Annotated in this window: 23 protein-coding genes; 4 read left to right on the top strand and 19 right to left on the bottom strand. The window is 65.5% G+C overall.

The window, feature by feature from the left end:
- Positions 1 to 87 precede the first annotated feature (87 nt).
- From ACIQ67_RS10415 to ACIQ67_RS10400, 4 genes are all read right to left on the bottom strand, one after another.
- Positions 88 to 327 (bottom strand): hypothetical protein, encoded by a 240-nt coding sequence (locus tag ACIQ67_RS10415; protein ID WP_397534303.1) that lies wholly within the window; start codon positions 325 to 327, stop codon positions 88 to 90.
- 38 nt (positions 328 to 365) lie between these two features.
- Positions 366 to 1,346, bottom strand: coding sequence for a succinylglutamate desuccinylase/aspartoacylase family protein (locus tag ACIQ67_RS10410; protein ID WP_397534302.1), 981 nt, complete (start codon positions 1,344 to 1,346; stop codon positions 366 to 368).
- A 22-nt stretch (positions 1,347 to 1,368) separates the two neighbouring features.
- Positions 1,369 to 2,232 carry a PIG-L deacetylase family protein gene (locus ACIQ67_RS10405; RefSeq protein ID WP_397534301.1) on the bottom strand — a complete coding sequence of 288 codons (864 nt, stop codon included), beginning with the start codon at positions 2,230 to 2,232 and terminating at the stop codon, positions 1,369 to 1,371.
- An 80-nt stretch (positions 2,233 to 2,312) separates the two neighbouring features.
- Complete coding sequence (locus ACIQ67_RS10400) at positions 2,313 to 3,245, bottom strand: DMT family transporter (protein ID WP_397534300.1); 933 nt, start codon at positions 3,243 to 3,245, stop codon at positions 2,313 to 2,315.
- Between the two features lie 98 nt (positions 3,246 to 3,343).
- Here ACIQ67_RS10400 and arsA point away from each other — a divergent pair, with 98 nt between their 5' ends.
- Positions 3,344 to 5,167 (top strand): arsenical pump-driving ATPase, encoded by a 1,824-nt coding sequence (gene arsA / locus ACIQ67_RS10395; RefSeq protein ID WP_397534299.1) that lies wholly within the window; start codon positions 3,344 to 3,346, stop codon positions 5,165 to 5,167.
- On the opposite strand, the gene glnT is transcribed toward arsA, so the two are convergent.
- The 12 genes from glnT to ACIQ67_RS10335 all read right to left on the bottom strand — a co-directional run bounded on the left by glnT (position 5,149) and on the right by ACIQ67_RS10335 (position 19,953).
- On the bottom strand, positions 5,149 to 6,480 hold the full coding sequence (gene glnT, locus ACIQ67_RS10390; protein WP_397534298.1) for a type III glutamate--ammonia ligase: 1,332 nt from the start codon (positions 6,478 to 6,480) through the stop codon (positions 5,149 to 5,151). The two genes, arsA and glnT, sit on opposite strands and share 19 nt — an antisense overlap.
- 4 nt (positions 6,481 to 6,484) lie before the next feature.
- Complete coding sequence (locus ACIQ67_RS10385) at positions 6,485 to 7,981, bottom strand: aldehyde dehydrogenase (RefSeq protein ID WP_397534297.1); 1,497 nt, start codon at positions 7,979 to 7,981, stop codon at positions 6,485 to 6,487.
- Positions 7,982 to 7,988: 7 nt separating this feature from the next.
- Entirely contained in the window at positions 7,989 to 9,365 is a 1,377-nt protein-coding gene (locus tag ACIQ67_RS10380) for a DUF3138 family protein (RefSeq protein ID WP_397534296.1), read from the bottom strand.
- 52 nt (positions 9,366 to 9,417) lie between these two features.
- On the bottom strand, positions 9,418 to 10,269 hold the full coding sequence (locus ACIQ67_RS10375) for an ABC transporter permease (protein ID WP_397534295.1): 852 nt from the start codon (positions 10,267 to 10,269) through the stop codon (positions 9,418 to 9,420).
- Positions 10,266 to 11,225 carry an ABC transporter permease subunit gene (locus ACIQ67_RS10370; RefSeq protein WP_397534294.1) on the bottom strand — a complete coding sequence of 320 codons (960 nt, stop codon included), beginning with the start codon at positions 11,223 to 11,225 and terminating at the stop codon, positions 10,266 to 10,268. The genes ACIQ67_RS10375 and ACIQ67_RS10370 overlap by 4 nt, the downstream gene beginning before the upstream one ends.
- A 4-nt stretch (positions 11,226 to 11,229) precedes the next feature.
- The gene (locus tag ACIQ67_RS10365; protein ID WP_397534293.1) at positions 11,230 to 12,333 is read right to left on the bottom strand and encodes an ABC transporter ATP-binding protein; all 1,104 of its coding nucleotides are present in this window, start codon (positions 12,331 to 12,333) and stop codon (positions 11,230 to 11,232) included.
- Between the two features lie 28 nt (positions 12,334 to 12,361).
- Positions 12,362 to 13,489 (bottom strand): polyamine ABC transporter substrate-binding protein, encoded by a 1,128-nt coding sequence (locus ACIQ67_RS10360; protein ID WP_397534292.1) that lies wholly within the window; start codon positions 13,487 to 13,489, stop codon positions 12,362 to 12,364.
- Positions 13,490 to 13,587: 98 nt separating this feature from the next.
- On the bottom strand, positions 13,588 to 14,997 hold the full coding sequence (locus ACIQ67_RS10355) for an aspartate aminotransferase family protein (protein WP_397534291.1): 1,410 nt from the start codon (positions 14,995 to 14,997) through the stop codon (positions 13,588 to 13,590).
- Between the two features lie 21 nt (positions 14,998 to 15,018).
- Entirely contained in the window at positions 15,019 to 16,386 is a 1,368-nt protein-coding gene (locus ACIQ67_RS10350; protein WP_397534290.1) for a glutamine synthetase family protein, read from the bottom strand.
- Between the two features lie 86 nt (positions 16,387 to 16,472).
- Positions 16,473 to 17,261: a gamma-glutamyl-gamma-aminobutyrate hydrolase family protein gene (locus ACIQ67_RS10345; protein WP_397534289.1), complete on the bottom strand. Its 789-nt coding sequence runs from the start codon at positions 17,259 to 17,261 to the stop codon at positions 16,473 to 16,475.
- Between the two features lie 8 nt (positions 17,262 to 17,269).
- Positions 17,270 to 18,580 carry an NAD(P)/FAD-dependent oxidoreductase gene (locus tag ACIQ67_RS10340; RefSeq protein ID WP_397534288.1) on the bottom strand — a complete coding sequence of 437 codons (1,311 nt, stop codon included), beginning with the start codon at positions 18,578 to 18,580 and terminating at the stop codon, positions 17,270 to 17,272.
- Between the two features lie 53 nt (positions 18,581 to 18,633).
- Positions 18,634 to 19,953: an aspartate aminotransferase family protein gene (locus ACIQ67_RS10335; protein WP_397534287.1), complete on the bottom strand. Its 1,320-nt coding sequence runs from the start codon at positions 19,951 to 19,953 to the stop codon at positions 18,634 to 18,636.
- A gap of 154 nt (positions 19,954 to 20,107) precedes the next feature.
- Here ACIQ67_RS10335 and ACIQ67_RS10330 point away from each other — a divergent pair, with 154 nt between their 5' ends.
- The gene (locus ACIQ67_RS10330) at positions 20,108 to 20,578 is read left to right on the top strand and encodes an Lrp/AsnC family transcriptional regulator (RefSeq protein WP_397534286.1); all 471 of its coding nucleotides are present in this window, start codon (positions 20,108 to 20,110) and stop codon (positions 20,576 to 20,578) included.
- 9 nt (positions 20,579 to 20,587) lie between these two features.
- Here the strand turns inward: ACIQ67_RS10330 and ACIQ67_RS10325 are convergent, their stop codons facing one another.
- From ACIQ67_RS10325 to ACIQ67_RS10315, 3 genes are all read right to left on the bottom strand, one after another.
- Positions 20,588 to 20,755: a hypothetical protein gene (locus tag ACIQ67_RS10325; RefSeq protein ID WP_397534285.1), complete on the bottom strand. Its 168-nt coding sequence runs from the start codon at positions 20,753 to 20,755 to the stop codon at positions 20,588 to 20,590.
- A 90-nt stretch (positions 20,756 to 20,845) separates the two neighbouring features.
- Positions 20,846 to 21,745: a DMT family transporter gene (locus tag ACIQ67_RS10320; RefSeq protein WP_397534284.1), complete on the bottom strand. Its 900-nt coding sequence runs from the start codon at positions 21,743 to 21,745 to the stop codon at positions 20,846 to 20,848.
- Between the two features lie 39 nt (positions 21,746 to 21,784).
- Positions 21,785 to 22,576: a ferritin-like domain-containing protein gene (locus tag ACIQ67_RS10315; RefSeq protein WP_397534283.1), complete on the bottom strand. Its 792-nt coding sequence runs from the start codon at positions 22,574 to 22,576 to the stop codon at positions 21,785 to 21,787.
- A gap of 49 nt (positions 22,577 to 22,625) precedes the next feature.
- Between ACIQ67_RS10315 and ACIQ67_RS10310 the strand changes: the two genes are divergently transcribed.
- Positions 22,626 to 23,153 (top strand): gamma carbonic anhydrase family protein, encoded by a 528-nt coding sequence (locus ACIQ67_RS10310; RefSeq protein ID WP_397534282.1) that lies wholly within the window; start codon positions 22,626 to 22,628, stop codon positions 23,151 to 23,153.
- Positions 23,150 to 24,109, top strand: a complete 960-nt coding sequence (locus tag ACIQ67_RS10305; RefSeq protein ID WP_397534281.1) for an Hsp33 family molecular chaperone HslO — start codon at positions 23,150 to 23,152, stop codon at positions 24,107 to 24,109. Before ACIQ67_RS10310 ends, ACIQ67_RS10305 begins: the two co-directional genes overlap by 4 nt.
- The last annotated feature ends 14 nt before the right edge of the window (positions 24,110 to 24,123 follow it).

Here is a 24,123-nt window from a genome sequence, read left to right as displayed (position 1 = left end):
TGATGGGGCCGCTGGGTTACGTCCCGCCTGCAGAGTTCGAAGCGAATTACCATCGTCAACGCGCTGGTCAGGCCGCGACCGTCTGACTTAAACCAACTGGCCTCCGCGGTACCCGGGGCGATTCACTAAGGCCTCCGGCGTGGCGCCTTCCCACTCACGCAGATCGCTCAGCATTCCCCAGCGTGCGCCGCCATGCTGCTGCCACAGCGCGCGAGCTTCTCGATGCAGATTGCGCACGGCCACCTCATTCCAGGCACCGATGTACTTGACGACCAGCAACTCACCCTGCCAATGGATGCGGTACTGACCATGTTGCGAACCGCTCATGAGGCCTGCGAAGAGAGTGGATTCAATCGCAGTCTAGGTCAAAGCTGCCTCTGGCTGGGCCGTGCCAGATAAAACCATTCCTGGCCGGGCTGGGCGCGGCTGTTCGGGAAGACGATTCGGCCTTCGGAGGGCGCCAGCACCGGCGTGCCGTCATGCCGCGTGCCAACGGTCTGGCCGGCGCTGACGGCGTCGAAGCTGGCCCATTCGCGCTCGAGGCGGTCATCCGGATGCGCGCGGTCAATCACCTCGTAGAGCTGCAGCAGCTCGATCGCGCGCTTGGGCTCAGCCGGCTCTACGGCGCCCGGGGCAATCATGCCCAGCAGCGTCAGCGTGCGCAGGATGGCCTTGTAGGCCACGTCCGGCGCCTGCGGATCGGCATGCTGGCCGCATTCCAGCGTGATGCCGTAGCCGCCCTGGCTGCGCATGTACTCGGTGGTGCCGACGCCGTAATGCGGGTCCTGCACCAGGGCCTGCTGACGTGAGCCGTCGCCGCCGCGTTCGGCACGTCGCTGCAGCCCCAGCGCATAGGTGGACAGCCAGCCTTCAACGATGCGGCCGGTGCCGACGCAGGCCGCCAGCTGGCCTTCAGCCAGCTGATGCGCAAAGGGCTCTAGCTCGCCGTCGTTGTCGCGCGGGCCCAGCATAGCGAAGGCCGGGCCGGGGTTGTTGAAGGAGTGCAGGTCCAGCAGCACATCGTGTTGGGCCAGCCAGGGGCAGAGCTGCCGCGCAATGCGGTCCTCGAAGTCCTGCGGAATCATCGCCGGGCGCAGATTGCGGTTCAGGTTGCGCTCGCCTTCGCGCTGGCCTTTCTGATGCGCCAGCGGGTTGACGATGGGGATCATGCTCAGCGTGCCGCGCAGCAGCGTCAGCGCGCCGCTGTCGAACTCAGCGAGGACGCGCTGAATGGCACTGATGCCGCACACCTCGTTGCCATGCACGGCAGCGGTGACGATCAGGCGCGGGCCGGGCTTGAGGCCGGCGAGCTGGTGGATGCGCAGATGGGTCGGTGGGGTGCTCATATCTGGGTCAGGCCTTGCGGGGTCAGAGTTCCAGCGCGGTAGCGCTGTCGCAGAACATCGGGGTCAGGTCCTTCTGCCTGGCGCCATCGGCCCAGCGGCTCAGTCCGTAGAGCGTGGCGAAGGCATAGCGGGGCGGCTCGCTGCCGGCGCCGGCGATCAGCTCGCCGCCGCGGCGCACGTTGTCTGCCATCCAGGCCGGCAGGCGCAGGTGATACGGGCTGCGAGCCACTTCGCCCACATGGCAGGCCAGCGCCTGCACCAGCCGTGCCGTGTCGGCGATGCTGGTCTGCACCATGAAGTTGGGTGCGGGCTGGGGCGCCCAGAACTCGGTCTGCGCCAGCAGCCCGGCATAGCGGGCTTGTGCCAGCGCCTGCACGATCAGCTGGTGCACGCCGATATGCGTGGCGTTGGCGTCGGCGCCATGCGGCGCCAGCACCAGCGTGGGCCTGACGCGCGTCAGCAGTTGCACCACGCGGTCGAGATGACTGCGCCACAGCGCGGGCTCGGCATCCGCGGTATCGGGGCGCACGCGCTCCAGGCCTTCGTCGCCCAGGATCAACAGCTCAAAGCCGAGGTGCGCGCAGGCCGTGCCCAACTCGGCACGGCGAGCCTCACGGCGTTCGCGTTGGCTGCCGAGCGTGACAGCCACCACCGTGACCTGCCAGCCGCTCTCCTGCTGCAGGCGCAGCGGCAACGCGCCGACGATGCATTCATCATCCGGGTGCGGGGCAAAGACCAGGCACTGGCGTTTAGCGTCGCGTGGGCGGGTGGGCGGCGCTGCGCCCTCGGGCGCGGCCTGCAGCAGTTCGGCGAAGCGGCCGACCCAGTGGTGCCAGGACGCGGCATCGGTGGGCGCGCAGCAGGCAGCGGGGAACGTGTCAGTCATTCGGGCTCGGGCGTCGGCAGGAAAGCGGCAATGATTGTCGGCGATGCGTAGGGGCTTGTTGAGCTGGTCACCATCACTTTTCATAGGGCAGTCATGCGCTGCGGCCGGGTCGGGCTGTCGGGCCAGGTGGCAAGCAGCACGCCGGCCAGCGCCAGCGCATAGGCCAGGGCCTGCAGGAGGCTGATGGACTCGCCCAGCCACAGCAGGCCCACCAGCGCCGTGGCCACCGGCAGAAACACCATGAAGACGCCGGCACGCGCGGCCGGCACATGCTGCAGGCCGTGCATCCACAGCCACACCGTCACCATGCTGGCGGCAAGCGCGTAGAACAGCAGCAGGCCCCAGCTGCCGGGCTGCACCGCGGCGAAGTCGAAGCTCATGGCCTGCCAGAGGCCCAGTGGCGTCACCAGCACCAGGCCCCACAGATTGATCAGCGCGCTGATACGCCGCGGCGGCAGGTCCTGCGTCAGGCGCTTGCCGATCACCACATAGCAGGCTTCGCAGAACACCGCGCCCAGCACCAGCAGCGCGCCCCAGGTTGAGGTGCCGGCCATCGCGTCACCGCTGCGCCCCAGCGCCACCAGCGCGATGCCAGCAACGCTCAACGCAATGCCGGCTGCCACGCGCGGCGCGATGCGTTCGCCCAGCACGATGCGGCTGAGGAGGGCGACCGCCGCCGGGATGCCCGCCAGGATGACGCCGGCCACCACGGCTGAGCTGGCGCGCAGCCCGTAGAGCAGGCAAATCGAGAACAGAAAGTTGCCGAGAAAGGATTCAAGGAACAGCAGGCCGCGCGTGCGCCCATCCAGGCGCGGCTCGTGCGGCGCACGCCGCAGCCAAGGCAGCATGAACACCGCCGCCATGCCGAAGCGCAGCCAGGCCAGCAGGAAGACGGGGAACACCAGCACCAGCAGCTTGGATAGCCCCACATAGCTGCCGACCAGGCTTGTGCTGAGGGCCAGGCTGGCATAGGCCACCCAGGGAATCACGGATGAGGGGTCAGGACGGGACATCGCAGGCCAGGCGTTGAGCAGTGCGCATCATGCCTGCTGCCCGCAACGCTTTGACCCAGCGCGTGCCGAGCGCGCGGCGCTGGCCGCACAATGAAAGCTTGGACACCTCATCGACATCATCTGTGCTGGCGCTGTTGCAGCCGGTTCCTCCGTTTCTTTTCTTCACCGGCAAGGGCGGCGTCGGCAAGACCTCGCTGTCCAGCGCCACGGCGCTGGCGCTGGCCGAGCAGGGCCTGCGGGTGCTGCTGGTGTCCACGGATGCTGCGTCTAACCTGGACGAGATGCTGGGTGTCACGCTGTCGAACCAGGCCATGCCGGTGCCGGGCGTGCCGGGCTTGGCCGTCATCAACATCGACCCCGAGGCGGCGGCCGAGGCCTACCGGCTGCGGGTCATCGCGCAGCTGGGCGAGCAAGCCGCGGACGAGGAACGCGCTACGGTGCGTGAGCAGCTCTCAGGCGCCTGCACCACCGAGATTGCCGCCTTCGACGAGTTCGCCGGCCTGCTGGCTGCTGGTGGCTCGGGCTATGACCATGTGGTGTTCGACACTGCGCCCACCGGCCACACGCTGCGCCTGCTGAGCCTGCCCAAGGCCTGGAGCGGCTTCCTGGAGGACAACGACCGTGGCGCTTCCTGCCTGGGGCCGCATTCCGGATTGAAGATGCAGGAACAGCGCTTTCGCGAGGCGCTGGCGGCGCTGACCGATGGCGCGCAGACGCGTGTGGTGCTGGTCAGCCGGCCCGAGCGCAGCGCCTTGCTGGAAGCCGACCGCGCCTGCCGCGAACTGGAGGAGCTTGGGCTCAACAGTCAGCGCCTGATCATCAACGGCGTGCTGAGCCCGCAGGCCGCCAGCGACGCAGTCTCGCGTGCCATCGCCGAGGCAGGGCGCCAGGCCTTGGCCGAGATGCCAGCGGCCCTGGCCGCTTTGCCGCGCGCCGAAGTGCCGCTGCGCGCCTTCGACACCATTGGCCTGCCGGCGCTGCGGGCCTTGCTCTCTGGCGGCGAGCCGACGGCCGCTGTGCTCACACAGCAGGCTGTGCTGACCCAGGCCGCCTTGCGCGCCCATGCAGCCGCCATGCCCGGTCTGGACCGGCTGGCCGACGAGCTGGCGGCGCCGGGGCGAGGCTTGATCATGGTGATGGGCAAGGGCGGCGTGGGCAAGACCACGGTGGCCGCCGCGCTGGCCATCGGCCTGGTGCAGCGCGGCCATTCGGTACACCTGAGCACCACCGATCCGGCTGCGCATCTGGAGCTGACACTGGCCGGCCAGTTGGAGGGCCTCAAGGTCGACCGCATCGACCCCAAGGCCGAGACGGCACGCCATATCGACAAGATCATGGCCAGCCGCCGTGCGGGTCTGGATGCGGCCTCGCGCGCATTGCTGCTGGAAGACCTGCAATCGCCCTGCACCGAGGAGGTGGCGGTCTTCCATGCCTTCTCGCGTGTGGTCAGCGAGGCGCGCAGCGCTTTTGTGGTGCTGGATACCGCGCCCACCGGCCATTCGCTACTGCTAATGGATGCGACTGGGGCCTACCACCGCCAGATGCTGCGCGAGTTCGAGGGCAAGATGGGTGGCGGCCGTGTCACGACGCCGCTGATGCGCTTACAGGACCCGGGCTACACCCGCATCGTGCTGGTGAGCTTGCCCGAGACCACGCCAGTGTCGCAGGCTGAGGCGCTGCAGGCCGATCTGCGCCGCGCCGATATTGAGCCCTATGCCTGGTTGCTGAACCGCAGCATCCTGGCCGCCGAGACCGAGGATGCGCTGCTGCTGGCACGCAAGCAGGGCGAGTGGCGCCAGTGGCAGCGGGTGCAGGGCGGCCTGGCGCAGCGCTGCTTCGTGTTGCCCTGGCAGGCTGAGTCGCCGGTGGGCGTGGCGGCGCTCGGGCGCCTGGTCAGCAAGGGTCAGAAAGCAGCAACGTAGCGCTGCATCTCCCAAGCGCTGACATGGCGGGCATAGTCCAGCCATTCCTCGCGCTTGAGGGCTAGAAACTGCTGCGTCAGCGTCTCGCCCAGAGCGTCGCAGATCATCGCGTCGGCCAGCAGCGCCTCCAGCGCTTGGTCCAGGCTTTGTGGCAGCAGCGCGATACCGCGATCAGCGATCTGCCGCAGCGACAGCGCAAACAGATCGTCCTCGCAGGCTGCCGGAGGCTGCAGCTCACGGTCGATGCCGTCGAGGCCTGCGGCGATCAGGGCGGCGCTGGCCAGATAGGGATTGGCCGCGGCATCCGGCAGGCGCCACTCAAAGCGACCGGGCAGGGTGCGGACCAGGGCTGTACGGTTGTTGGGGCCGTGGGCGATATAGGCCGGCGCCCAAGTGGTGCCTGACAGCGATTCGCCGACCGTCAGCCGCTTGTAGCTGTTGACGGTGGGCGCTGCCAGCGCGCACAGCGCCGGCGCATGCGCCAGCACGCCGGCAATGAAGTGGCCCAGCAAGACCTGACCCTCGGCGCCGTCGAACAGGCAGCGCTCAGTGGGGCCTTCGCCCGTCCACAGCGAGGCATGGAAGTGCATGCCGCTGCCCGGCTGGTCGGCAAAGGGCTTGGGCATCATCGAGAACAGCGCGCCATGCTTCTCGGCGATGGCCTGGGCCGCCAGCTTGAACAGCATGATGCGGTCGGCACTGTGCAGCGCGCGGTCGTAGGCGAAGTTGAGTTCGTACTGACCCTGTGCATCCTCATGGTCGATCTGTAGCACCCGCAGGCCGCAGCCCTGCAGCGCCAGGTGCAGCTCGCGCAGCAGTGCCGCCTGGCGCGGCAGGGCCTTGAGGTCGTAGGAGGGCTTGTCCAGCCGGTCGGCGTCGTCGATGGGCACGTAGCTGCCGCGACCATCGGCTTTCAGCAGGAAGAACTCCGGTTCGATGCCGGTGCGCAACTGCCAGCCGCGCGCGCTCAGCCGGGCCTCAGCGCGCCGCAGCACCTGGCGCGGGCAGGCATCGAAAGGCTGGCCGGCCACGAAGCCGTCGCAGACCAGACGCGCGTAACCGGGCATCCAGGGCAGGGCCTGCGCGGTGCTGGCGTCGCCCCGCCCCCAATACTCGCTGCGCGGGCCCTGCCGAGCCAGACCGGTCCCGGCGATCGACGGGCCGGAGAAGCCAGAACCTTCGCTCAGCAAGGCGTCCAGCTGCTCCAGCGGCAGGTACTTGCCCTTGGCCACGCCATGCAGATCGGTGAACTGCGCCAGCAAGGTGTGCACGCCGGCGGCGCGCAATTGGTCTTGCAGAGCTTGGCTCAGCATGGGCTCAGGCCTTGATTTTCAGCCAGGTGGTCTTCAGCTCGGTGTACTTGTCAAAGGCATGCAGCGACTTGTCGCGTCCGTTGCCGCTCTGCTTGTAGCCGCCGAAGGGTACGGTGATGTCGTCCTCGTCGTATTGGTTGACGTGCACGGTGCCGGCGCGCAGCTGGCGTGCCACGCGGTGGGCGCGGTCGATATTGGAGCTCCAGACGCTGGCCTGCAGGCCGTAGCTGGAGTCGTTGGCCTGCGCCAGCGCGTCGGCCTCGTCCTTGAAGCGCAGCAGCGACATCACCGGGCCGAAGATCTCTTCGCGGGCGATCTTCATCTGGTTGTTGACGCCAGCAAACACCGTGGGCTCGACGAAGTAGCCGCCACTCTCGCTGCGGGCCTGGCTGCCGCCGACCATCGCCGTGGCACCTTCGGCGCGACCTGCCTCGATATAGCCCATCACGGTGCGCAGCTGGCCTTCGTCGACCAGGGCGCCCATGACCGTGCGAGGGTCGAGCGGATCGCCCGGCGCGTACTTCGGCGCCTCGGCCGCGACGACGGCGGCGAACTCATCGGCGATGCTCTCGTGCACGAACACGCGCGAGGGCGCGTTGCAGCTTTCACCCTGGTTGAAGAACATCGCGCCAGCCACGGTCTTGGCCGCCAGTGCGATGTCTTCGTAGTCCGGGAACACCAGAAAGGCCGACTTTCCGCCCAGCTCGTTGTAGACGCGCTTGAGGTTGGATCGGCCTGCATACTCGAGCATCTTGCGGCCGACGCGGGTGGAACCGGTGAAGCCGATCGCATCCACATCCATGTGCAGGGCCAGCGCTTCACCGGCCTCATGGCCGAAGCCCGGGACGACGTTGAAGACGCCTTCGGGCAGGCCGGCTTCCAGCGCGATCTCCGCCAGGCGCAGCGCGGTCAGCGGCGACTTCTCGCTGGGCTTGAGCACGACCGAGTTGCCGGCCGCCAGCGCGGGGCCCAGCTTCCAGGCGGCCATGATCATCGGGTAGTTCCAGGGCACGATCACGCCGATCACGCCCATTGCCTCACGCTGGATCAAGGCAAGCGCATTGGCGCCGGTTGGCGCGATCTCGTCGTAGATCTTGTCCACCGCCTCGGCGTACCAGGCGATGCAGCGCGCTGTGGCCGGCACATCGACGCTGAGCGCGTACTGGATGGGCTTGCCCATGTCCAGCGTCTCCAGCAGCGCCAGCTCGTCCTTGGCCGCCAGGATCAGGTCGGCAAAGCGCTGCAGTACGCGCTTGCGTGCAGCTGGTGGACGCGCCGCCCAGCGGCCATCGTTGAAGGCGGAACGCGCGCATTGCACGGCCGTGTCAATGTCGGCCGCCTGTCCGCGCGACACCGATCCGAGCACGCGCCCGTCAATCGGCGAGATGCAGTCGAATTGTTCGCCGCTTTGCGTGTCGACACGGCGGCCGCCGATCAGCGGGCGTCCATCGATGCGCAGCGCCGCGGCGCGCTCATGCCAGTTGATCCTGGTGGCACTCATGCGGACCTCAGAACTTCACGACCATCGAAGCGCCGAAGACGCTGTTGCTCTTGCGGAAGCTGCCATCCTTGACGTCTTCGAACACGGCTGCGTTGGCGCGGTCCAGGCGGTATTCCAGCTTGAAGCTGGTGTTCAGGTCATAGGCGTAGCCCATGCCGAGCGACAGCGCCGTGCGGTTCACGCCCTTCTCGGTATCGCCGTACACCAAATCGCCGCTCATGGCGTCGCGACCCAGCACCTCGGGGCCGATGCCGTTGCGAACGTCGGATCCGTAGCCCAACAGCCCGCCGCCGTTCTTGTTGTTCTTGAGATAGTCCGCGCGGGCAATCAGCTCAAGCCGCGGCGTCAGCTTGTAGGCCGCCAAGGCAGACAGGCCCATCCACTTGGCCGAGCGGAGCTCGCCAGTGACCGGGTCGGGCGTGATCGAGGCCTGCTTCTGCTGGCCATAGCTGAACTGGCCCTGAACGGTCCAGTCGCCGCGGATGAAGTAGCCGTCGATCTCGAACAGATCCAGTGCGGTGTTGCGTGTGCCGCCCACCAGATTGGCTGCCTTGCCATGTACGCCGGCGAAGCCGAATCCCTTGAACTCGCCGCGCGCGTAATCGATTCGGTAGGCCAGCACCGGGGCCTTTTCGCCTGCAGCGTTCTTCGAGGCGTTCATGTTCGCCAGCATGGCCTTGCTGAGCCACTTGCCGCGCGTCAGCTCGATGCCGGCGCCGGTATAGGCGGTGGGCAGCGTGAAGTCGAACAACAGGTTGTGCGTGATCAGCTTGTTGAGTGTGGGCTGCAGGAACTCATAGCCGGACCAGTCCGGGATGTGTCCGGCGATCATGCGCGTCTGCAGATTTCCGAGCGGCACCGAAATGCTGGCTTCCTGCACGAAGCCACCGTTGCCGATCACCGCATCGGTGCCGCGGTTGGGGCTCAGTGTCAGCTTGTAGCGCGTGCCGGATTCGGTTTCCTTCAGAAACTCGATGGCGGCGGTGCCGAAATAGGAGTTGTCGTAGTTGTAGCCGTCGTCGCCGACGTTGTTGATGAACTGGAAGCCGGCGCGGTTCTGCGCCTTGTTGTAGATATAGGCGGGCTCCATATAGCCGCTGATCTTCAGGCCTTTGTAGCCCTGCGCTTCCTGGGCGTCTTCAAGGGCCTCGGTCTTGACCGCGATGCGGTTGAAGTCCTGCACCTGCTGCGGTGTCATGCCCCATTGCGGCTGTCTGGGCGCGGGCTTGGATTCGGCGGCCTTCAGGCGGTTCTCAAGCTGCGTGACGCGGTCGCGCAGGGCGCGCAGTTCCTTGAGAAGCTCTTCATTGCTCTGTGCCTGGGCCGCACCGGGAAAGGCGGCGGCAAGAGCGAGGGTCAGGGCGGCGAGCTGGGGGGCTTTCATGCAGAACTCCTCTGTGTTGAATCGTTGATGTTCGAAAATCGCGTAAGGGCGCTCAAGCGCCTCGCTGCGCTGCGGCGATGTCCTGGGCCCGACGCCGCTCGGCGCGGGCAATCATGTAGCTGGCGACGATGACACCGATGGAGACGGTGACGATGATCAGCGTGGCCACGGCATTGATGCTTGGGCTCATGCTCAGGCGGGCGCGGGAGAAAATCACCAGCGGCATCGTGGTGGAGCCGGGGCCGGACAGGAAGGCTGACAGCACCACATCGTCCAGCGACAGCGTGAAGGTCAGCAGCCAGGCCGACAGCAGGGCTTGCGCGATCATCGGCAGAGTGACCAGCAGGAAGACTTGGTGCGGCCGAGCGCCCAGATCGAGCGCGGCCTCCTCAAGCTGCGGGTTCAGCTCGGACAAGCGCGCCTGCACCACCACCGTGGCATAGGCCATGCCCAGCAGCAGGTGGCCCAGCCAGATCGTCAGCACGCCGCGTTCCGGAAAGCCCAACGCGCGTTGCAAGGACACCAGCATTAGCAGCAGCGACAGGCCGACGATCACCTCAGGCATCACCAGCGGCGCGCTGATCATCCCGGCGAACAGGGTACGGCCCTTGAAGCGGCGGTATTTGACCAGCGCGAAGGCGGCCAGCGTACCCAGCACGACCGAGGCGCAGGCGGTAAAGAAGGCGATCTTCAGCGACAGCCACAAGCCCGTCAGCATCTCGCGGTCTTCGGCCAGCTTGGCATACCACTTCAGTGTGAAGCCGCCCCAGACCGAGGGTAGGGCTGAGTCGTTGAAGGAATAGATGATCAGCGCCACGATGGGCAGGTACAGGAATGCAAAGCCCAGGCCCAGCCAGCTGCGGCCGAACCAGCGTGTCAAGCGGGTGGAGGTGCTGCCGCTCATGGGCGTCCTCCCGGCCTGTCCTGCGCCTCGGCCTGGTACTTGTTGAACAGCGCCAGCGGCACGATGATCAGCAGCACCATCACCACCGCGACGGCCGAGGCCATCGGCCAGTCGTTGTTGCTGAAAAACTCATCCCACAGCACGCGGCCGATCATCAAGGTCTGCGGGCCGCCCAGCAGCTCGGGAATCACGAACTCGCCCACGCAGGGAATGAAGACCAGCATCGAGCCGGCGATGATGCCGGCCTTGGACAGCGGCACGGTGATCTTCCAGAACGCGACCCAGGGCGTGGCGCCCAGATCGGCTGCGGCTTCCAGCAGGCGCAGATCCAGCTTGGCCAGGTTGGCGTACAGCGGCAGGATCATGAAGGGCAGGTAGGTGTAGACCATGCCCAGAAGTAGCGAGAAGGGCGTGTTCATCAGCTTGCCCGGTGCACTGATCAGACCGCCAGCCAGCAGCAGCTGGTCCACGCCGAGGGCGACGATGATGTCGGCTGCCCAGCCATGGTCGGATAGCAGCCCCTTCCAGGCATAGACGCGCAGCAGGAACGAGGTCCAGAAGGGCAGCATCACCAGCATCAGCAGCACCGGTTGCACGGTGGCGCGAGCGCGGGCCATGAAGTAGGCGAAGGGATATCCGATGATCAGACAGCCCAGCGTGGTCAGGGCCGCGAATTTCAGGCTGGTGAGGTAGGCCGTGACGTAGAGCTCGTCCTCGGTGATGAAAATGTAGTTGCCCAGCTTGAGCGTGAGCTGAAGCATGCCGTCGGCATAGCGGATCAGGTCCTTGAAATGGACCGTCTCCATCTCCGAGACGCTGATCTTCAGCACGATCAGGAAGGGCAGGGCGAAGAACAGCAGCAGCCAGGCATAGGGCAGGCTGATGACGGCGGTGCGGCCACTCAGCAGGCGCTTGAGGCGCTGCTTGGCGCTGTTGAGGACGGAGGCGATGCTCATGGCTTCAGTGTGTCAACACCACATGGGCATTGCGTGACCAGTGCGCCCAGACCTCGTCGCCCCAGCTCAGCTCGTCGTCGCGATGGCGTTGCACATTGCTGACCGACACCTTGAGCATGGCGCCGCTGGCCAGCTTGATGCGGTAGACGGTAAAGCTGCCGAAATAGGCCAGATCCTGGATCACGCCGCAGGCGGTGTTGAAAGGGTCTTCGGGCTTGCTGCGCGTGAGGTGGATCTTCTCCGGCCGCAGCGCCACAGTGACGGCCATGCCCTCGGTGCCGGTGATGCCGTGGCCCACGTAGTGGCGGCAGTCGGCACTGTCGATGATGACGTGATCCGGGTTGTCGCAGGTCAGGGCGCCGTCCATCAGGTTGACGTTGCCGATGAAGTCGGCAACGAAACGATTGGCCGGGGTCTCGTAGATCTCGGCCGGTGCGCCTACCTGCAGGAAGCGTCCCTCGCTCATCACCGCGATGCGCGAAGCCATCGTCATCGCCTCTTCCTGGTCATGAGTCACCATCACGCAGGTCACGCCGACCTCCTCGATGATGTTGACCAGCTCGATCTGCGTTTCTTCACGCAGCTTCTTGTCCAGCGCGCCGAGCGGCTCGTCAAGCAGCAGCAACTGCGGCTTCTTGGCCAGGCTGCGCGCCAGCGCCACGCGCTGCTGCTGCCCGCCCGAGAGCTGGTGCGGCTTGCGCTTGGCGAACTTGGAGAGCTGCACCAGCTTGAGCATGGCCTCGACGCGCGCGGCGATCGCGTCCTTGGGCAGACCTTCGCGCCGCAGGCCGAAGGCGATGTTGTCCCAGACGCTCAGATGGGGGAATAGCGCATAGCTCTGGAACATCATATTGATCGGCCGGACATGCGGCGCCATGCCGCCGAGGTCCTGGCCGTTCAGCACGATGCGTCCGCTGGTCGGCGTCTCGAAGCCGGCCAGCATGCGCAGCAGCGTGGTCTTGCCACAGCCGGAAGATCCCAGCAGGGCGAAGATTTCGCCCTTGGCTATGTCGATCGAGACGTTGTCGACGGCCACCGCGCCGCCGCCGAAGTCTTTCACGACGTTTTGGATCTGCAAGTACGGCGATGCCGCTGCGACGCTGCTCATGCGAATGCTCCCCCTGAGATGCAGCGCATCAGATGCCGGTCTTGAACGAGGTGTACATGCGCGTCATGGTGCGCCGCACGTCGTTGTTGATGGCGTCCGGTGCCACCATCTTCTTCATGTCGGCATCGCTGAGGAAGACTGTCGGGTTGTTCGCGACCTCGGGCTTGACGAACTTCCTCGACTCCTTGTTGGGGTTGGCGTAGAAGACCTTGTTCGTCAGGCTGGCGTGAACCTCTGGGCGAAGCAGGTAGTTGATGAACTTGTGGGCGTTGCCGGGGCGCGGCGCGTCGGCCGGGATCACCATCACGTCCATGAAGATCAGCCCGCCGGTCTTGGGGATCAGAGCCTCGATCTTCTGGCCGGTCTTGCCGTCGATGGCGCGCTGGCGCGCGATATTGATGTCACCTGACCAGCCCAGCGCCAGGCAGATCGAGCCATTGGCCATGTCGTTGATGTAGCCGGAGGAGCTGAACAGGCTGACATGCGGGCGGATGCTCTTCAGCAGGGCCGGCACGCCGGCATAGTCGGCCTGGCTGCGGCTGTAGGGCGGTTTGCCGAGGTAGTGCAGGGCGGCTGGAATCACCTCGGTGGCTGAATCCAACACGCTGACGCCGCAGCTCTTGAGCTTGCTGATGTATTCCGGCTTGAAGATCAGATCCCAGGCGTTGTCGGGCATCGGCATGCTGCCCAGCGCGGCCTTGACCTTGTCGACGTTGATGCCCACGGTGGTGAAGCCCCACAGCCAGTTCACCATGAACTCATTGCCGGGGTCGAGTTTGGCCAGCTGGGCCTGCACATCGGGGTCGAGGTTCTTGTAGTTCGGCAGCAGCGACTTGTCGATCTTGCGCAGCAACCCGCCATCGGCCTGCAGCTTGGCCCAGTAGGACGAAGGGACGACGATGTCATAGCCGGTCTTGCCGGCCACCAGCTTGGCATGGACGATCTCGTTGTTGTCGAAAACGTCGTATCGCACCTTGATACCGGTTTCCTTCTCGAAGTTCCGGATCGTGTCTTCGGCGATGTAGTCGCTCCAGTTGTAGATGTTCAGCACCTTCTCCTCTTCTTGAGCCAGGGCCGAGCCGCCCAGCAAGGCGGCGCCAGCAGCGAACAGCAGGCTGAAAGAGGCAGTCAGACGACGCGATAGCTTGAGTTTCATGACAGGGCTCTCCGGGAAAGTCGAGTGCAGGATGAAGGGAAATGAAATCAGTCTAGATCGAGGGTCTGCTGCGCGCATGCCCCAAAACCCTGGGTCTGCTAAAGCCAGCCCTTGCGGTTCAACTCGTCCAGGGTCAGGTCGAGACAGCGCTTGATCAGTGTCATCATCTCGTCCACCTGGGGGCGGGTCATCACCAGCGGAGGCGCGACAATCATGCGGTCTCCGACGGCGCGCATGATCAGACCGTTGCCGAAGCAGTGGGCGCGGCACAGCATGCCGACTTCCAACTCGCTTGCAAAAGGCGTGCCCGAGCTCTTGTCCTTGACCAGCTGGACCGCCGCCATCATTCCGCAGGTCTGTGTCTCGCCCACCAGCGGATGCGCGTCGAGCTCGGCAAAGCGCTCGGCCAGATAGGGGCCGATGTTGTGCTTCACATGGCTGACCAGATTGAGCTGCTGGATCAGGCGGATATTGGCCAGCGCCACCGCACAGGCCACTGGATGGCCGGAGTAGGTGAAGCCGTGGTTGAACTCGCCGCCGTCGGCGATCAGCGCCTTGGCAATGCGCTCACCCACCATCACGCCGCCCAGCGGCACATAGCCCGAGGTGACGCCCTTGGCAAAGGTCATCAGATCGGGCTTGCTGCCCATCGTCTCGCAGCCGAACCAGTTGCCGGTGCGGCCGAAACCGCAGATCACTTCATCGCTGACCAGCAGGATGCCGTACTTGTCGCAGATACGCTGGATCTCGGGCCAGTAGCTCGAGGGCGGCACGATGACGCCGCCGGCACCCTGGACTGGCTCGCCGATGAAGGCCGCCACACGCTCGGGGCCGACGGCCAGAATCTTCTCCTCCAGCCAGCGAGCAGCCTTCAGTCCGAAGTCATCGCGGCTCAGACCCTGGCCGAGCTCGAACCAATGCGGCTGATCGATATGGGTGATGTCCGGAATCGGCAGCCCACCTTGCGCGTGCATGCCGCTCATGCCGCCCAGCGAAGCGCCCGCCATGGTGGAGCCGTGATAGCCGTTGTTGCGGCTGATGATGACCTTGCGCTCCGGCTGGCCGAGGATGTCCCAGTAGCGCCGCACCATGCGCACCACGGTGTCGTTGCCTTCGGAGCCGGAGCTTGTGTAGAACACATGCTGAAACTGCGGCGGCGAGAGCTCAGCCAGCAGTTCCGCCAGCTCGATGGCGGGCGTGGTTGAGGTCTGGAAGAAGGCGTTGTAGAAGGGCAGCTCCTTCATCTGCCGGCTGGCTGCATCCACGAGGGCCTGCTGGCCATAGCCGACATTGACGCACCACAGGCCGCTCATGCCATCGAGGATCTTATGGCCCTCGCTGTCCCAGAGGTAGATGTTGTCGGCGCGGGTGATGATGCGTGCGCCCTTCTTGGCCAGGCCGCCGTGATCAGTGAAGGGATGGATGAAATGGCTGGAGTCGGCCTGCTGCCACTCCTTCGTGCTGCGCGATTCCGCGCGCGCAGCCTGCTGGACTTGAATTGCGCTCATGGGGTTTCCTTGGCTGGAGGCTCAGACGTGCAGCAGCAGATGCTCACGTTCCCAGGGCGAGATCACTTTCATGAACTCGGCGTACTCGATTTCCTTGATCTCGGTGTAGACGGTGACGAAGGATTCGCCCAGCACGGCGGCCAGGTCCTTCTCGTTGCGCAGCAGCTCCAGCGCCTCGCCCAGGCTGCGCGGCAGCTGGTAGTCGCCCAGGTACGCGTCGCCCTTGCATTCGGGCGAGGGCTCGATGCGGTTCTTGATGCCCAAATAGCCGCACGCCAGCGTGGCCGCTAGCGCCACATAGGGGTTGGCGTCAGCGCCGATCACGCGGTTCTCCACTCGGCGCGCGGCCGGCGGGGCCACCGGTGAGCGGATGCCCACGGTGCGGTTGTCGGTGCCCCACTGGATGTTGATCGGCGCGGCGGTAAAGCGCGCCAGGCGGCGGTAGCTGTTCACATAGGGGGCAAATAGCGCCATCGCGGCGGGGATGTATTTCTGGAGGCCGCCGATGTACCAAAAGAATTCCTGGCTCGGCGAGCCGTCCTCGTTGCTGAACAGATTACGGCCGGTCTTCTTGTTGATCACGCTCTGGTGGACATGCATCGCGCTGCCTGGTTCGCCGGCGATGGGCTTGGCCATGAAAGTGGCGAACATGTCGTGGCGCAGCGCGGCCTCGCGCACCGTGCGCTTGAAGAAGAACACCTCGTCCGCCAGTCCCATCGGATGGGCGTGAAAGAAGTTGATCTCCATCTGGCCGGCGCCGATCTCGTGGATCAGCGTGTCGACGTTGAGCTCCATCTTCTCGCAGTAGGCGTAGACGTCCTCGAACAGCGGATCGAATTCGTTGACCGCGTCGATCGAATAGGCCTGGCGTGAGGTTTCGGCCCGGCCGCTGCGCCCGATCGGCGGCTTCAGCGGCATGTCGGGGTCGGTGTTGCGCGCCACCAGATAGAACTCCAGTTCTGGTGCCACCACCGGGTCCCAGCCCTCGGCGTCGAACAGGTCGCAGACACGGCGCAGCACCGAGCGCGGCGCAAAGGGGATCAGCTTGCCATCGCGGTCAAAGCAGTCGTGGATGACTTGCGCGGTCGGGTCTACGGCCCAGGGCACCAGGCGTGCCGTGGTCGGGTCGGCGCGCAGATGCATGTCGCGGTCATTCGGGCTGATGACGTCGTAGTAGGGCCCCTCTTCGGGGAACTCGCCCGTCACGCCCATCGCGACCACCGCCTCGGGAAGGCGCATGCCGCGGTCCTCGGTGAACTTCTCGCGCGGCAGGATCTTGCCGCGCGCCACACCGGTGAGGTCGGGCACCAGGCACTCGATCTCGGTGACGCGATGTTCTCGAAACCATTGTTCGAGCTCGCTAAATGTGAATTCGTTTCTGACCACCATGGTTCACCTCTGTCTTCTGGTCTTGGCCCCGGGCGACATCGCCCGGGGCTGCGGATTGCAAGAATTCGGGGATGGGGTCAGCGGCGCTAGGTCTCCGGGTCGCGCTTGTAGTCGTGGCGAGGTTCGTGGAGTTGCGCGCTGTAGTCGCGGCAGGCCTGACCAAAGGCGCTCAGCAGGGTCATCGAGACCGGGTTGCTGGCTGCCTGCCATTCGGGATGCCATTGCACGCACAGGTTGAAGCCGCGCGCGGCTTCCACTGTGAACGCTTCCACCAGGCCGTCCGGTGCCACCGCCTCGATGCGCAGGCCTGGTGCCAGGGTCTTGACGCCCTGGCCGTGGAGGGAATTGACCTGGATCTGGCGGTGGCCCAGCAAGGCCTCCATGGTGCCTCCGGGCAGCACCTGCACCGGGTGCTGCTCGGCATAGGCGACCTCAGGCGGCTGGTCTGGCGGCGCTCGATGGTCAGCCAGGCCAGCCTGCTCCTGCACCGCCTGATGCAAGGAGCCGCCCAGTGCCACATTGGCTTCCTGGAAGCCGCGGCAGATGGCGAACAGCGGCATGCCACGCTCGATCGCCTTTGGAATCAGCGGCAGGGTCCAGGCATCGCGGGTCGGGTCCAGGGGCAGTTCCGGGTTGTGCACCGCCTCGTCGAAATGGCTGGGATGCACATTCGATTGCGAGCCGGTCAGCAGCACGCCATCGGCCAAGTCCAGCAACTCGTCCAGTTCTCCCGGCGTGCTGCTGGGCACGATCAGCGGCAGGCAGCCGGCCAGACGCACCGCGTCGATGTACTTCTTGCCGGCCATGTGGAACGGATGGTCGCCCATCATGCGGTTGCAGGCCGGCACCAGCACCACGGGCTTTCTTTGCGTCATCGGGGCACTCACAGCATGTCCCTCAATCGGTAGTAGGCCATGCCCAGCACCAGCGCGGGCATGCGCATTAGCCGCCCGCCCGGGAAGGGGCGATGCTTCAGGCGGGCAAAGCTGTCGAAACGGCTGGCATCGCCGTGCATGGCCTCGGCCACCACGCGGCCGGCCAGGCCGGTCAGCGCCAGGCCATGGCCCGAGAAGCCTTGCAGGTAGTAGACATTGCTGTGTGCGCCCAGGCGACCGAAATCAGGGGCACGGTTCATCGAGATATCCACGAAACCTCCCCATGCATATTGCATGCCCAGGTCCTGCAGTTGCGGAAAACTCAAGAGCAGGCGTTCCCGCATGCTGGCCATCAGCGAGCGTGGCGTCACCGTGCTGTAGCTGACGCGGCCGCCGTAGAGCAGGCGCTGATCTGCCGTGGGCCTGAAGTAGTCGAGCACGAAGTTGGTGTCGCACACCGCGCTGCGGCTCGGGATCAAGGCATCGACGCGAGCCTTGTCCATGGGCTCGGAGCAGACGATATAGGTGCCGACCGGCATGATGCGCGGCGCCAGCTTCTCTGCCAGATCGGGCGCGTACTCCTGCAGGTAGACATTGCCGGCCAGCAGCACTTGCTTGGCGCGTACGCTGCCCTCGGCACAGCCCAGCTCGACGGTCTGGCCCTGTTGCATGCGGGTCACCGGGCTGTGCTCGTAGATGCGCACGCCCAGGCTGTGCGCGGCGCGCGCCAGGCCGAGGCAGTACTTGAGCGGATGCAGATGGCCGGAGCGCGGGTCATGCACGCCGGCCTTGAAGCGCGGGCTTGCAATCCACTGCTGGATGTCGCTGGGTGCGATCCAGCGCATCGGATAGTCGTAGTGGCTGGCCATGCGCTCGGCCCAGGCCTGCAAATCGCGGCCCTTGCTCTCGCTGGTGGCCAGGCCGAGGTAGCCGTCCTGCCACTCGCAGTCGATGCCAAAGCGCTGGCAGCGCGCGCGGATCAGGTCCAGCGCTTCCAGGCTCATGCCCCAGATGCGGCGGGCTTCGTCCATGCCCAGTTGCGCTTCGATGGTGCTCTGGTCGCAGGCCAGGCCGTGGATGGCCTGGCCACCGTTGCGTCCGGACGCGCCGGCGCCGACCTGGCTGGCTTCCAGCAGCACCACGCTGAGTCCACGATCCGCCAGCTCAATGGCCGCCGACAGCCCGGCCAGACCGCCGCCGACGATGGCCACATCGGCCGTCACCTTCTCTCGCAACGGTGCGAAATCCGGGCTGCGCGCCGCGGTGGCCACGTAGTAGGAGTCGCGCGTGAGTTCGCGGTCGGTCTCAAGCAGGCTCATAGGTCAGCGCTAGGCAGTCCTTCGATGCGGTGGGTGCTTGTCTGGCGCGCCGCTCAGGCCGCGCGGCGCAAGGCTGCGCGCACGGTGTCGATGATGCGATCGATGTGCGCGCGCTCGATGATCAGGGGTGGCGACAGGGCCACGGTGTCGCCCGTGGTGCGGACCAGCACACCTTGCTCCCAACAATCGAGGAAGACATTGAAGGCGCGCTTGGCCGGCTCGCCCGGCAGCGGACTAAGTTCTATGCCACCGACCAGGCCGATATTGCGCACGTCGATGACGTTGGGCTCGCCCTTGAGCGAGTGCACGCCTTGTGCGAAGTAGTCCTGCATCTCGCCGGCGCGGGTCAGCAGGCCGTCCTCGGCATAGGTGTCCAGGGTGCCCAGAGCCGCGGCGCAAGCCAGCGGGTGGGCCGAGTAGGTGTAGCCGTGGAAGAACTCGATCAGGTGCTCTGGGCCGTTCATGAAGGCGTCGTAGATGCCTTGCTTGGCGAACACCGCGCCCATCGGCACGCAGCCATTGGTCAGACCCTTGGCGACCGTCATCAGATCGGGTGTGACGCCGAAGGTCTGTGCGCCGAAGGGGTTGCCGGTGCGGCCGAAGCCGGTGATGACCTCGTCGAAGATCAGCAGGATGCCGTGCTTGTCGCAGATTTCGCGCAGGCGCTGCAGATAGCCCTGGGGCGGAATCAGCACGCCGGTGGAGCCAGCGACGGGTTCGACGATCACCGCTGCGATGGTCGAGGCGTCGTGCAGCGCGATCAGCTTCTCCAGATCGTCGGCGAACTCGGCGCCATGCGCTGGCTGGCCGACCGAAAACGCATTGCGGGCCGGGTCGTGCGTGTGGCGGATGTGGTCCACCCCGCCCAGCATGGTGCCGAACATCTTGCGGTTGGCGACCATGCCGCCGACCGAGATGCCACCGAAATTGACCCCGTGGTAGCCGCGCTCACGGCCGATCAGCCGCGTGCGCGCGCCTTCGCCGCGCACGCGGTGGTAGGCGATGGCCATCTTCAGCGCGGTATCGACCGACTCGGAGCCCGAGTTGGTGTAGAAAACCTTGCTGAGGCCTTTAGGTGTGAGCTCCACCAGCCGCTCGGCCAGTTCGAAAGCCTTGGGATGGGCCATCTGGAAGGGCGGCGCAAAGTCCAGCTCAGCCGCCTGCTTCTGGATGGCTTCGACAATCTTCGGGCGGTTGTGGCCGGCGTTCACGCACCACAGGCCAGCAATGCCGTCCAGCACCTGGCGGCCCTTGTCATCCGTGAAGTACATGCCGTCGGCGCCAGTCAGCAAACGCGGCGCCTTCTTGAACTGGCGGTTGGCCGTGAAGGGCATCCAGTAGGCGTCGAGCTTGTCGACGATCGGCTGACTCATTGCGTGCTCCCGAAGCGTTGTTGTCGTGAACTCCCGACAGCATGCAGTCTAGTCAGGGCGTCACGCAATGTGCTGGCGCTTTGGCTCTGGGCAAACCCCAGGTTTCGCAACTTCATGCGGTAGGATGGCCTCGTCTCCGCATAAAAAATCAAACATGAGCTCTGAAGTGCAACTGGATGCGATCGACCGTGCCATCCTGAACGAGTTGCAGCACAACGGCCGCCTGTCCAATGTGGAGCTGGCGCAGCGGGTCCACCTGTCACCGTCCGCTTGCCTGCGCCGGGTCAAGGTGCTTGAGGATGCGGGCGTGATTGCTGGCTATGTCGCTCTCGTCAATCCGAAAGCGGTGGGCAAGCAAGGCACCTGCTACTCCATCATCAATCTGGAGCGTATGACCACGTCAGCGCTGGCCGCGTTTGAACAGGCCATCCAGGACAGCCCCGATGTGCTGGACTGTTTCTACGTGGCGGGGACCAATGACTACCTGATCCGCTTCGCCTACAAGGATGCCGAGGACCTGGAGCGCTTTCACACCCATGTGCTGATGCAATTGCCCGAGGTGGCGCGCTCCAACTCGATGCTGGTGCTGCGCACCATCAAGAAGACGACAGCTTTCGAGCTCTGAGCGCCGGGCTCAGCCGCCTGTGAGTGCCACCAACACGGACATAGCGAACAGGCCGAGCGCGGACGCGAAGCCCAGTGCTTCAACCTTGGGTGTCGAGCAGCTCGGACGGGAATCGAGCGAAGGCATTGGTGCCAGATAGGCTTGCGATTGGCTCAGGAACAGCGGAACGGTACTCATCAGACTCTCCCTTGCACCCGGACATCGAGTGCTTGGAGTCAGACTGTGACAGGGATTGGTGAAAACCCTATGACAGTTTGCTCGGCAGCGTCAGGCCGTGACACGGGACGTGCGTCGCAGCAGCGGAAGCAACTGGATTGCCAACATGCTGAACAGGATCAGCGCGCATCCTCCGAATCCGGCGGCGCTCAGCCGATCGCCCATCAGCAGGTAGCCGAACAGCGCCGCGAACAGGGTCTCGGACGACAGGATGATCGCGGCATCCGCCGCTTGGGCGTAGCGCTGAGCCACCACCTGGGCGGTGAAGGCCACGCCGACCGACAGGATGCCGGCGTAGAGCAGGGGAACTGCAGCAGCCCGGACGTCCGACCAGGCAAAGGGCTCGAAAGCAAAGGCCCAGCATAGCGCGATCAGGCCGCAGACCAGAAACTGGCCGCCGGCTACGAGGAAGGGCGCGGACATGCGGTCTGCGACCCGGCCCACCAGCAGCACGTGCAAAGCCCAAGGGAAGGCGGAGCCAATCACCCAGAGGTCGCCGGTGCCGATGTTCAGTTCATGGGCGCCAGAGAGCAGGAATGCGCCAACGAGGCAGGCCGCCGCCGCCGGCCACACCGACCAGTGCGGCAGATGGCGCATCAGCAGCCAGCCCAGCAGCGGGACCAGGGGCACGTATAGCGCCGTCAGAAAGCCGGCATTGGTCACCGAGGTGCTGACGATGCCGATCTGCTGCATCGCTGCGCCCAGCAGCAGCAGCGCGCCAAGGCCTGATATCTTCATGGCATCGCTGCGCACCAAAGGCTTGCCCTGGCGCTGCAAGGCCTGCCACTCGCGCCACATCAGCGGCGCCACCACCAACGTGCCGATCAGGAAACGCACGCCGGTGAAGGCCATGGGGCCGAGATCGGCCATGCCATGACTCTGGGCGACGAAGGCCGAACCCCAGATCAGGGCGATGACGGTCAGCAGCAAGTTGGCTTGGATACGGGTCACAGGATTTGAACGGGTGAGAGAAGAGAGACCGGCGTGGCTTCAGCCCGCCTGCAGATAGGCGAGTTCTTCGGCGCTGAAACCGGCGGCGCTGCGCGCAGCGATATTGAATGGCGGACGCAGCCGCGGCGCTTCGTACTGCGCCACCAGCTGCGGATACAAGCTGATCGGATCGAGCCCGCGCTCCCGGCACAGGTGGCGATACCAGCGGTTGCCGATCTCGACATGGCCGATCTCGTCGCGCAGGATCACCTCGAGGATCTCCACCGAGCGTTGATCGCCGGCGCGGGCAAACTTGGCCTGTAGCGGCGGCGTGGCATCCAGGCCGCGTGCTTCCAGCGTGCGCGGCACCAGGGCCATGCGCGCCAGCACATCGCCGGCAGTGCGCTCAGCCATGGTCCACAGCCCATCATGGGCGTCGAAGTCGCCATAGCTGCAGTTCAGCGTCTGCAGATGATCGTTCAGCAGCGTGAAGTGCAAGGCCTCCTCAGCCGCCACCTTGAGCCAGTCGCGGTAGAAGGCGTCGGGCATGCCGGGGAAGCGCCAAATCGCATCAAGCGCCAGATTGATGGCGTTGAACTCGATATGCGCGATGGCATGCAGCAGGGCCGCGCGGCCATCGATCGTAAAGGGCGAGCGTTTCGGCACCTGCAGCGTGGGAACCAGTCGCGGGCGATCGGGACGGCCGGGCAGGGCCAGCGGCTGCTCGAACACGCGCTGCGCGTCCAGCGCCAAGCCAACTTGCGCGGCGTCGAAAAGGCTGCGCGCGGCCTGTGCTTTGTCGGCCGGAGGCACGAGACACAAGACCTGCAGCGCACGATCACGGAGTTCCATTCTTACAATTATCCCTTTGCCTCGATGCGGGCCTGCCCGGGAGAACTCAATGGCTGTCTATCAACTGGGCGAACACCGTCCCACTGTTCCTGAATCCGCCTGGGTGGCTGAGAGCGCCCAGGTGATCGGCAAGGTGAACTTGGGTGAGCATGTGAGTGTCTGGTTCAACGCCGTGTTGCGAGGCGACAGCGACTCATTGACCATCGGCGCCGGCAGCAATATCCAGGATGGCTCGGTGCTGCATGCCGACACCGGCTTTCCGCTGGTGCTGGCCGAGAACGTGACGGTGGGCCACCAAGTGATGCTGCATGGTTGCAGCGTGGGGGAGAACTCGCTGATCGGCATCGGCGCCGTGGTCTTGAACGGCGCACGCATCGGCAAGAACTGTCTGGTCGGCGCAGGTGCCCTGGTGACCGAAGGCAAGGAATTTCCGGATGGGTCGCTGATCATCGGCAGCCCGGCCAAGGCGGTGCGCGAGTTGGCGCCCGAGCAGATCGCCGGGCTCAAGCTCAGCGCGCTGCACTATGTGAGCAATGGACAGCGCTATGCGTCCGAACTGAAGAAGATCGCCGAATGAGTGAATTGCACAAGTTTCTTTTCAAGGGTCTGCCGGTGCGCGGCCAGCTGGTGCGCCTGACCGACAGCTGGAAAGAGCTGCAGAGCCGGCGCGAGCCCGATGCGCATTACCCGCCTGAAGTGCGCCAGCTGCTGGGCGAGATGGCCGCCGCTGCGGTGCTGATGCAGTCCAACATCAAGTTCAACGGCGCCCTGGTGCTGCAGATCTTCGGCGATGGCCCGGTCAAGCTGGCTGTGGTCGAGGTGCAGCAGGACCTGAGCTACCGCGCCACGGCCAAGGTGGTCGGCGAGGTAGTACCGGGTGCCGGTCTGCCGGCCATGCTGAATGTTCACGGCCAGGGGCGTTGCGCGATCACGCTGGACCCCAAGGACAAGCTGCCGGGCCAGCAGCCCTATCAGGGGGTGGTGCCGCTCAGTGACGAGAAAGGCGCGCCCTTGCAGTCACTGAGTGCCGTGATCGAGCATTACATGCTCCAGTCTGAACAACTCAGCACCAGGTTGGTGCTTGCGGCCAGCGATGAGACGGCAGCCGGGTTGCTGATCCAGCATCTGCCGGTGCAGGGCGAGGGCAATCTGGCGGGTGCCACGCATGCCGAGGAAGACCCGGAGCTGGCGGACGCCTTCAATCGCATCGGCATTTTGGCGGCCAGTGCCAAGCGCGAAGAGCTGCTCGATCTGGATGCGGAGACGGTGTTGCGGCGCCTGTTCTGGCAGGAGCCTCTGGAGCGCTTCGAGCCGCTGCGTCCGCGCTTTGCCTGCACCTGCTCACGCGGTCGCGTGGGCGCGATGTTGCAGGGGCTGGGGCGCGAGGAAGTCGATTCGGTGCTGGAAGAGCGCGGCGAAGTCGAGATTGCCTGCGACTTCTGCGGCGCGCATTACCGCTTCGATGCGGTGGACGTCGGCGAGCTCTTCACCGCCGGCCACCAGCAGCAGCCGGGCAGCGGCACTTTGCAGTAAGCCGACCCGGGCTG

Source organism: Roseateles sp. (assembly GCF_044373315.1).
GTDB lineage: Bacteria > Pseudomonadota > Gammaproteobacteria > Burkholderiales > Burkholderiaceae_C > JACDQM01.
The sequence above is the reverse complement of the archived record's forward strand: the minus strand, read 5'-3'. Positions and strand labels throughout refer to the sequence as shown.

Coding starts and splice junctions, on each gene's coding strand:
- ACIQ67_RS10360 (WP_397534292.1), bottom strand. CDS start 13,489: ATGAAACTCAAGCTATCGCGTCGTCTGACTGCCTCTTTCAGCCTGCTG.
- ACIQ67_RS10410 (WP_397534302.1), bottom strand. CDS start 1,346: ATGAGCACCCCACCGACCCATCTGCGCATCCACCAGCTCGCCGGCCTC.
- ACIQ67_RS10305 (WP_397534281.1), top strand. CDS start 23,150: ATGAGTGAATTGCACAAGTTTCTTTTCAAGGGTCTGCCGGTGCGCGGC.
- ACIQ67_RS10400 (WP_397534300.1), bottom strand. CDS start 3,245: ATGTCCCGTCCTGACCCCTCATCCGTGATTCCCTGGGTGGCCTATGCC.
- ACIQ67_RS10380 (WP_397534296.1), bottom strand. CDS start 9,365: ATGAAAGCCCCCCAGCTCGCCGCCCTGACCCTCGCTCTTGCCGCCGCC.
- ACIQ67_RS10330 (WP_397534286.1), top strand. CDS start 20,108: ATGAGCTCTGAAGTGCAACTGGATGCGATCGACCGTGCCATCCTGAAC.
- ACIQ67_RS10405 (WP_397534301.1), bottom strand. CDS start 2,232: ATGACTGACACGTTCCCCGCTGCCTGCTGCGCGCCCACCGATGCCGCG.
- ACIQ67_RS10350 (WP_397534290.1), bottom strand. CDS start 16,386: ATGGTGGTCAGAAACGAATTCACATTTAGCGAGCTCGAACAATGGTTT.
- ACIQ67_RS10370 (WP_397534294.1), bottom strand. CDS start 11,225: ATGAGCATCGCCTCCGTCCTCAACAGCGCCAAGCAGCGCCTCAAGCGC.
- ACIQ67_RS10325 (WP_397534285.1), bottom strand. CDS start 20,755: ATGAGTACCGTTCCGCTGTTCCTGAGCCAATCGCAAGCCTATCTGGCA.
- ACIQ67_RS10315 (WP_397534283.1), bottom strand. CDS start 22,576: ATGGAACTCCGTGATCGTGCGCTGCAGGTCTTGTGTCTCGTGCCTCCG.
- ACIQ67_RS10335 (WP_397534287.1), bottom strand. CDS start 19,953: ATGAGTCAGCCGATCGTCGACAAGCTCGACGCCTACTGGATGCCCTTC.
- glnT (WP_397534298.1), bottom strand. CDS start 6,480: ATGCTGAGCCAAGCTCTGCAAGACCAATTGCGCGCCGCCGGCGTGCAC.
- ACIQ67_RS10415 (WP_397534303.1), bottom strand. CDS start 327: ATGAGCGGTTCGCAACATGGTCAGTACCGCATCCATTGGCAGGGTGAG.
- ACIQ67_RS10310 (WP_397534282.1), top strand. CDS start 22,626: ATGGCTGTCTATCAACTGGGCGAACACCGTCCCACTGTTCCTGAATCC.
- ACIQ67_RS10345 (WP_397534289.1), bottom strand. CDS start 17,261: ATGACGCAAAGAAAGCCCGTGGTGCTGGTGCCGGCCTGCAACCGCATG.
- ACIQ67_RS10340 (WP_397534288.1), bottom strand. CDS start 18,580: ATGAGCCTGCTTGAGACCGACCGCGAACTCACGCGCGACTCCTACTAC.
- ACIQ67_RS10375 (WP_397534295.1), bottom strand. CDS start 10,269: ATGAGCGGCAGCACCTCCACCCGCTTGACACGCTGGTTCGGCCGCAGC.
- ACIQ67_RS10365 (WP_397534293.1), bottom strand. CDS start 12,333: ATGAGCAGCGTCGCAGCGGCATCGCCGTACTTGCAGATCCAAAACGTC.
- ACIQ67_RS10355 (WP_397534291.1), bottom strand. CDS start 14,997: ATGAGCGCAATTCAAGTCCAGCAGGCTGCGCGCGCGGAATCGCGCAGC.
- ACIQ67_RS10385 (WP_397534297.1), bottom strand. CDS start 7,981: ATGAGTGCCACCAGGATCAACTGGCATGAGCGCGCCGCGGCGCTGCGC.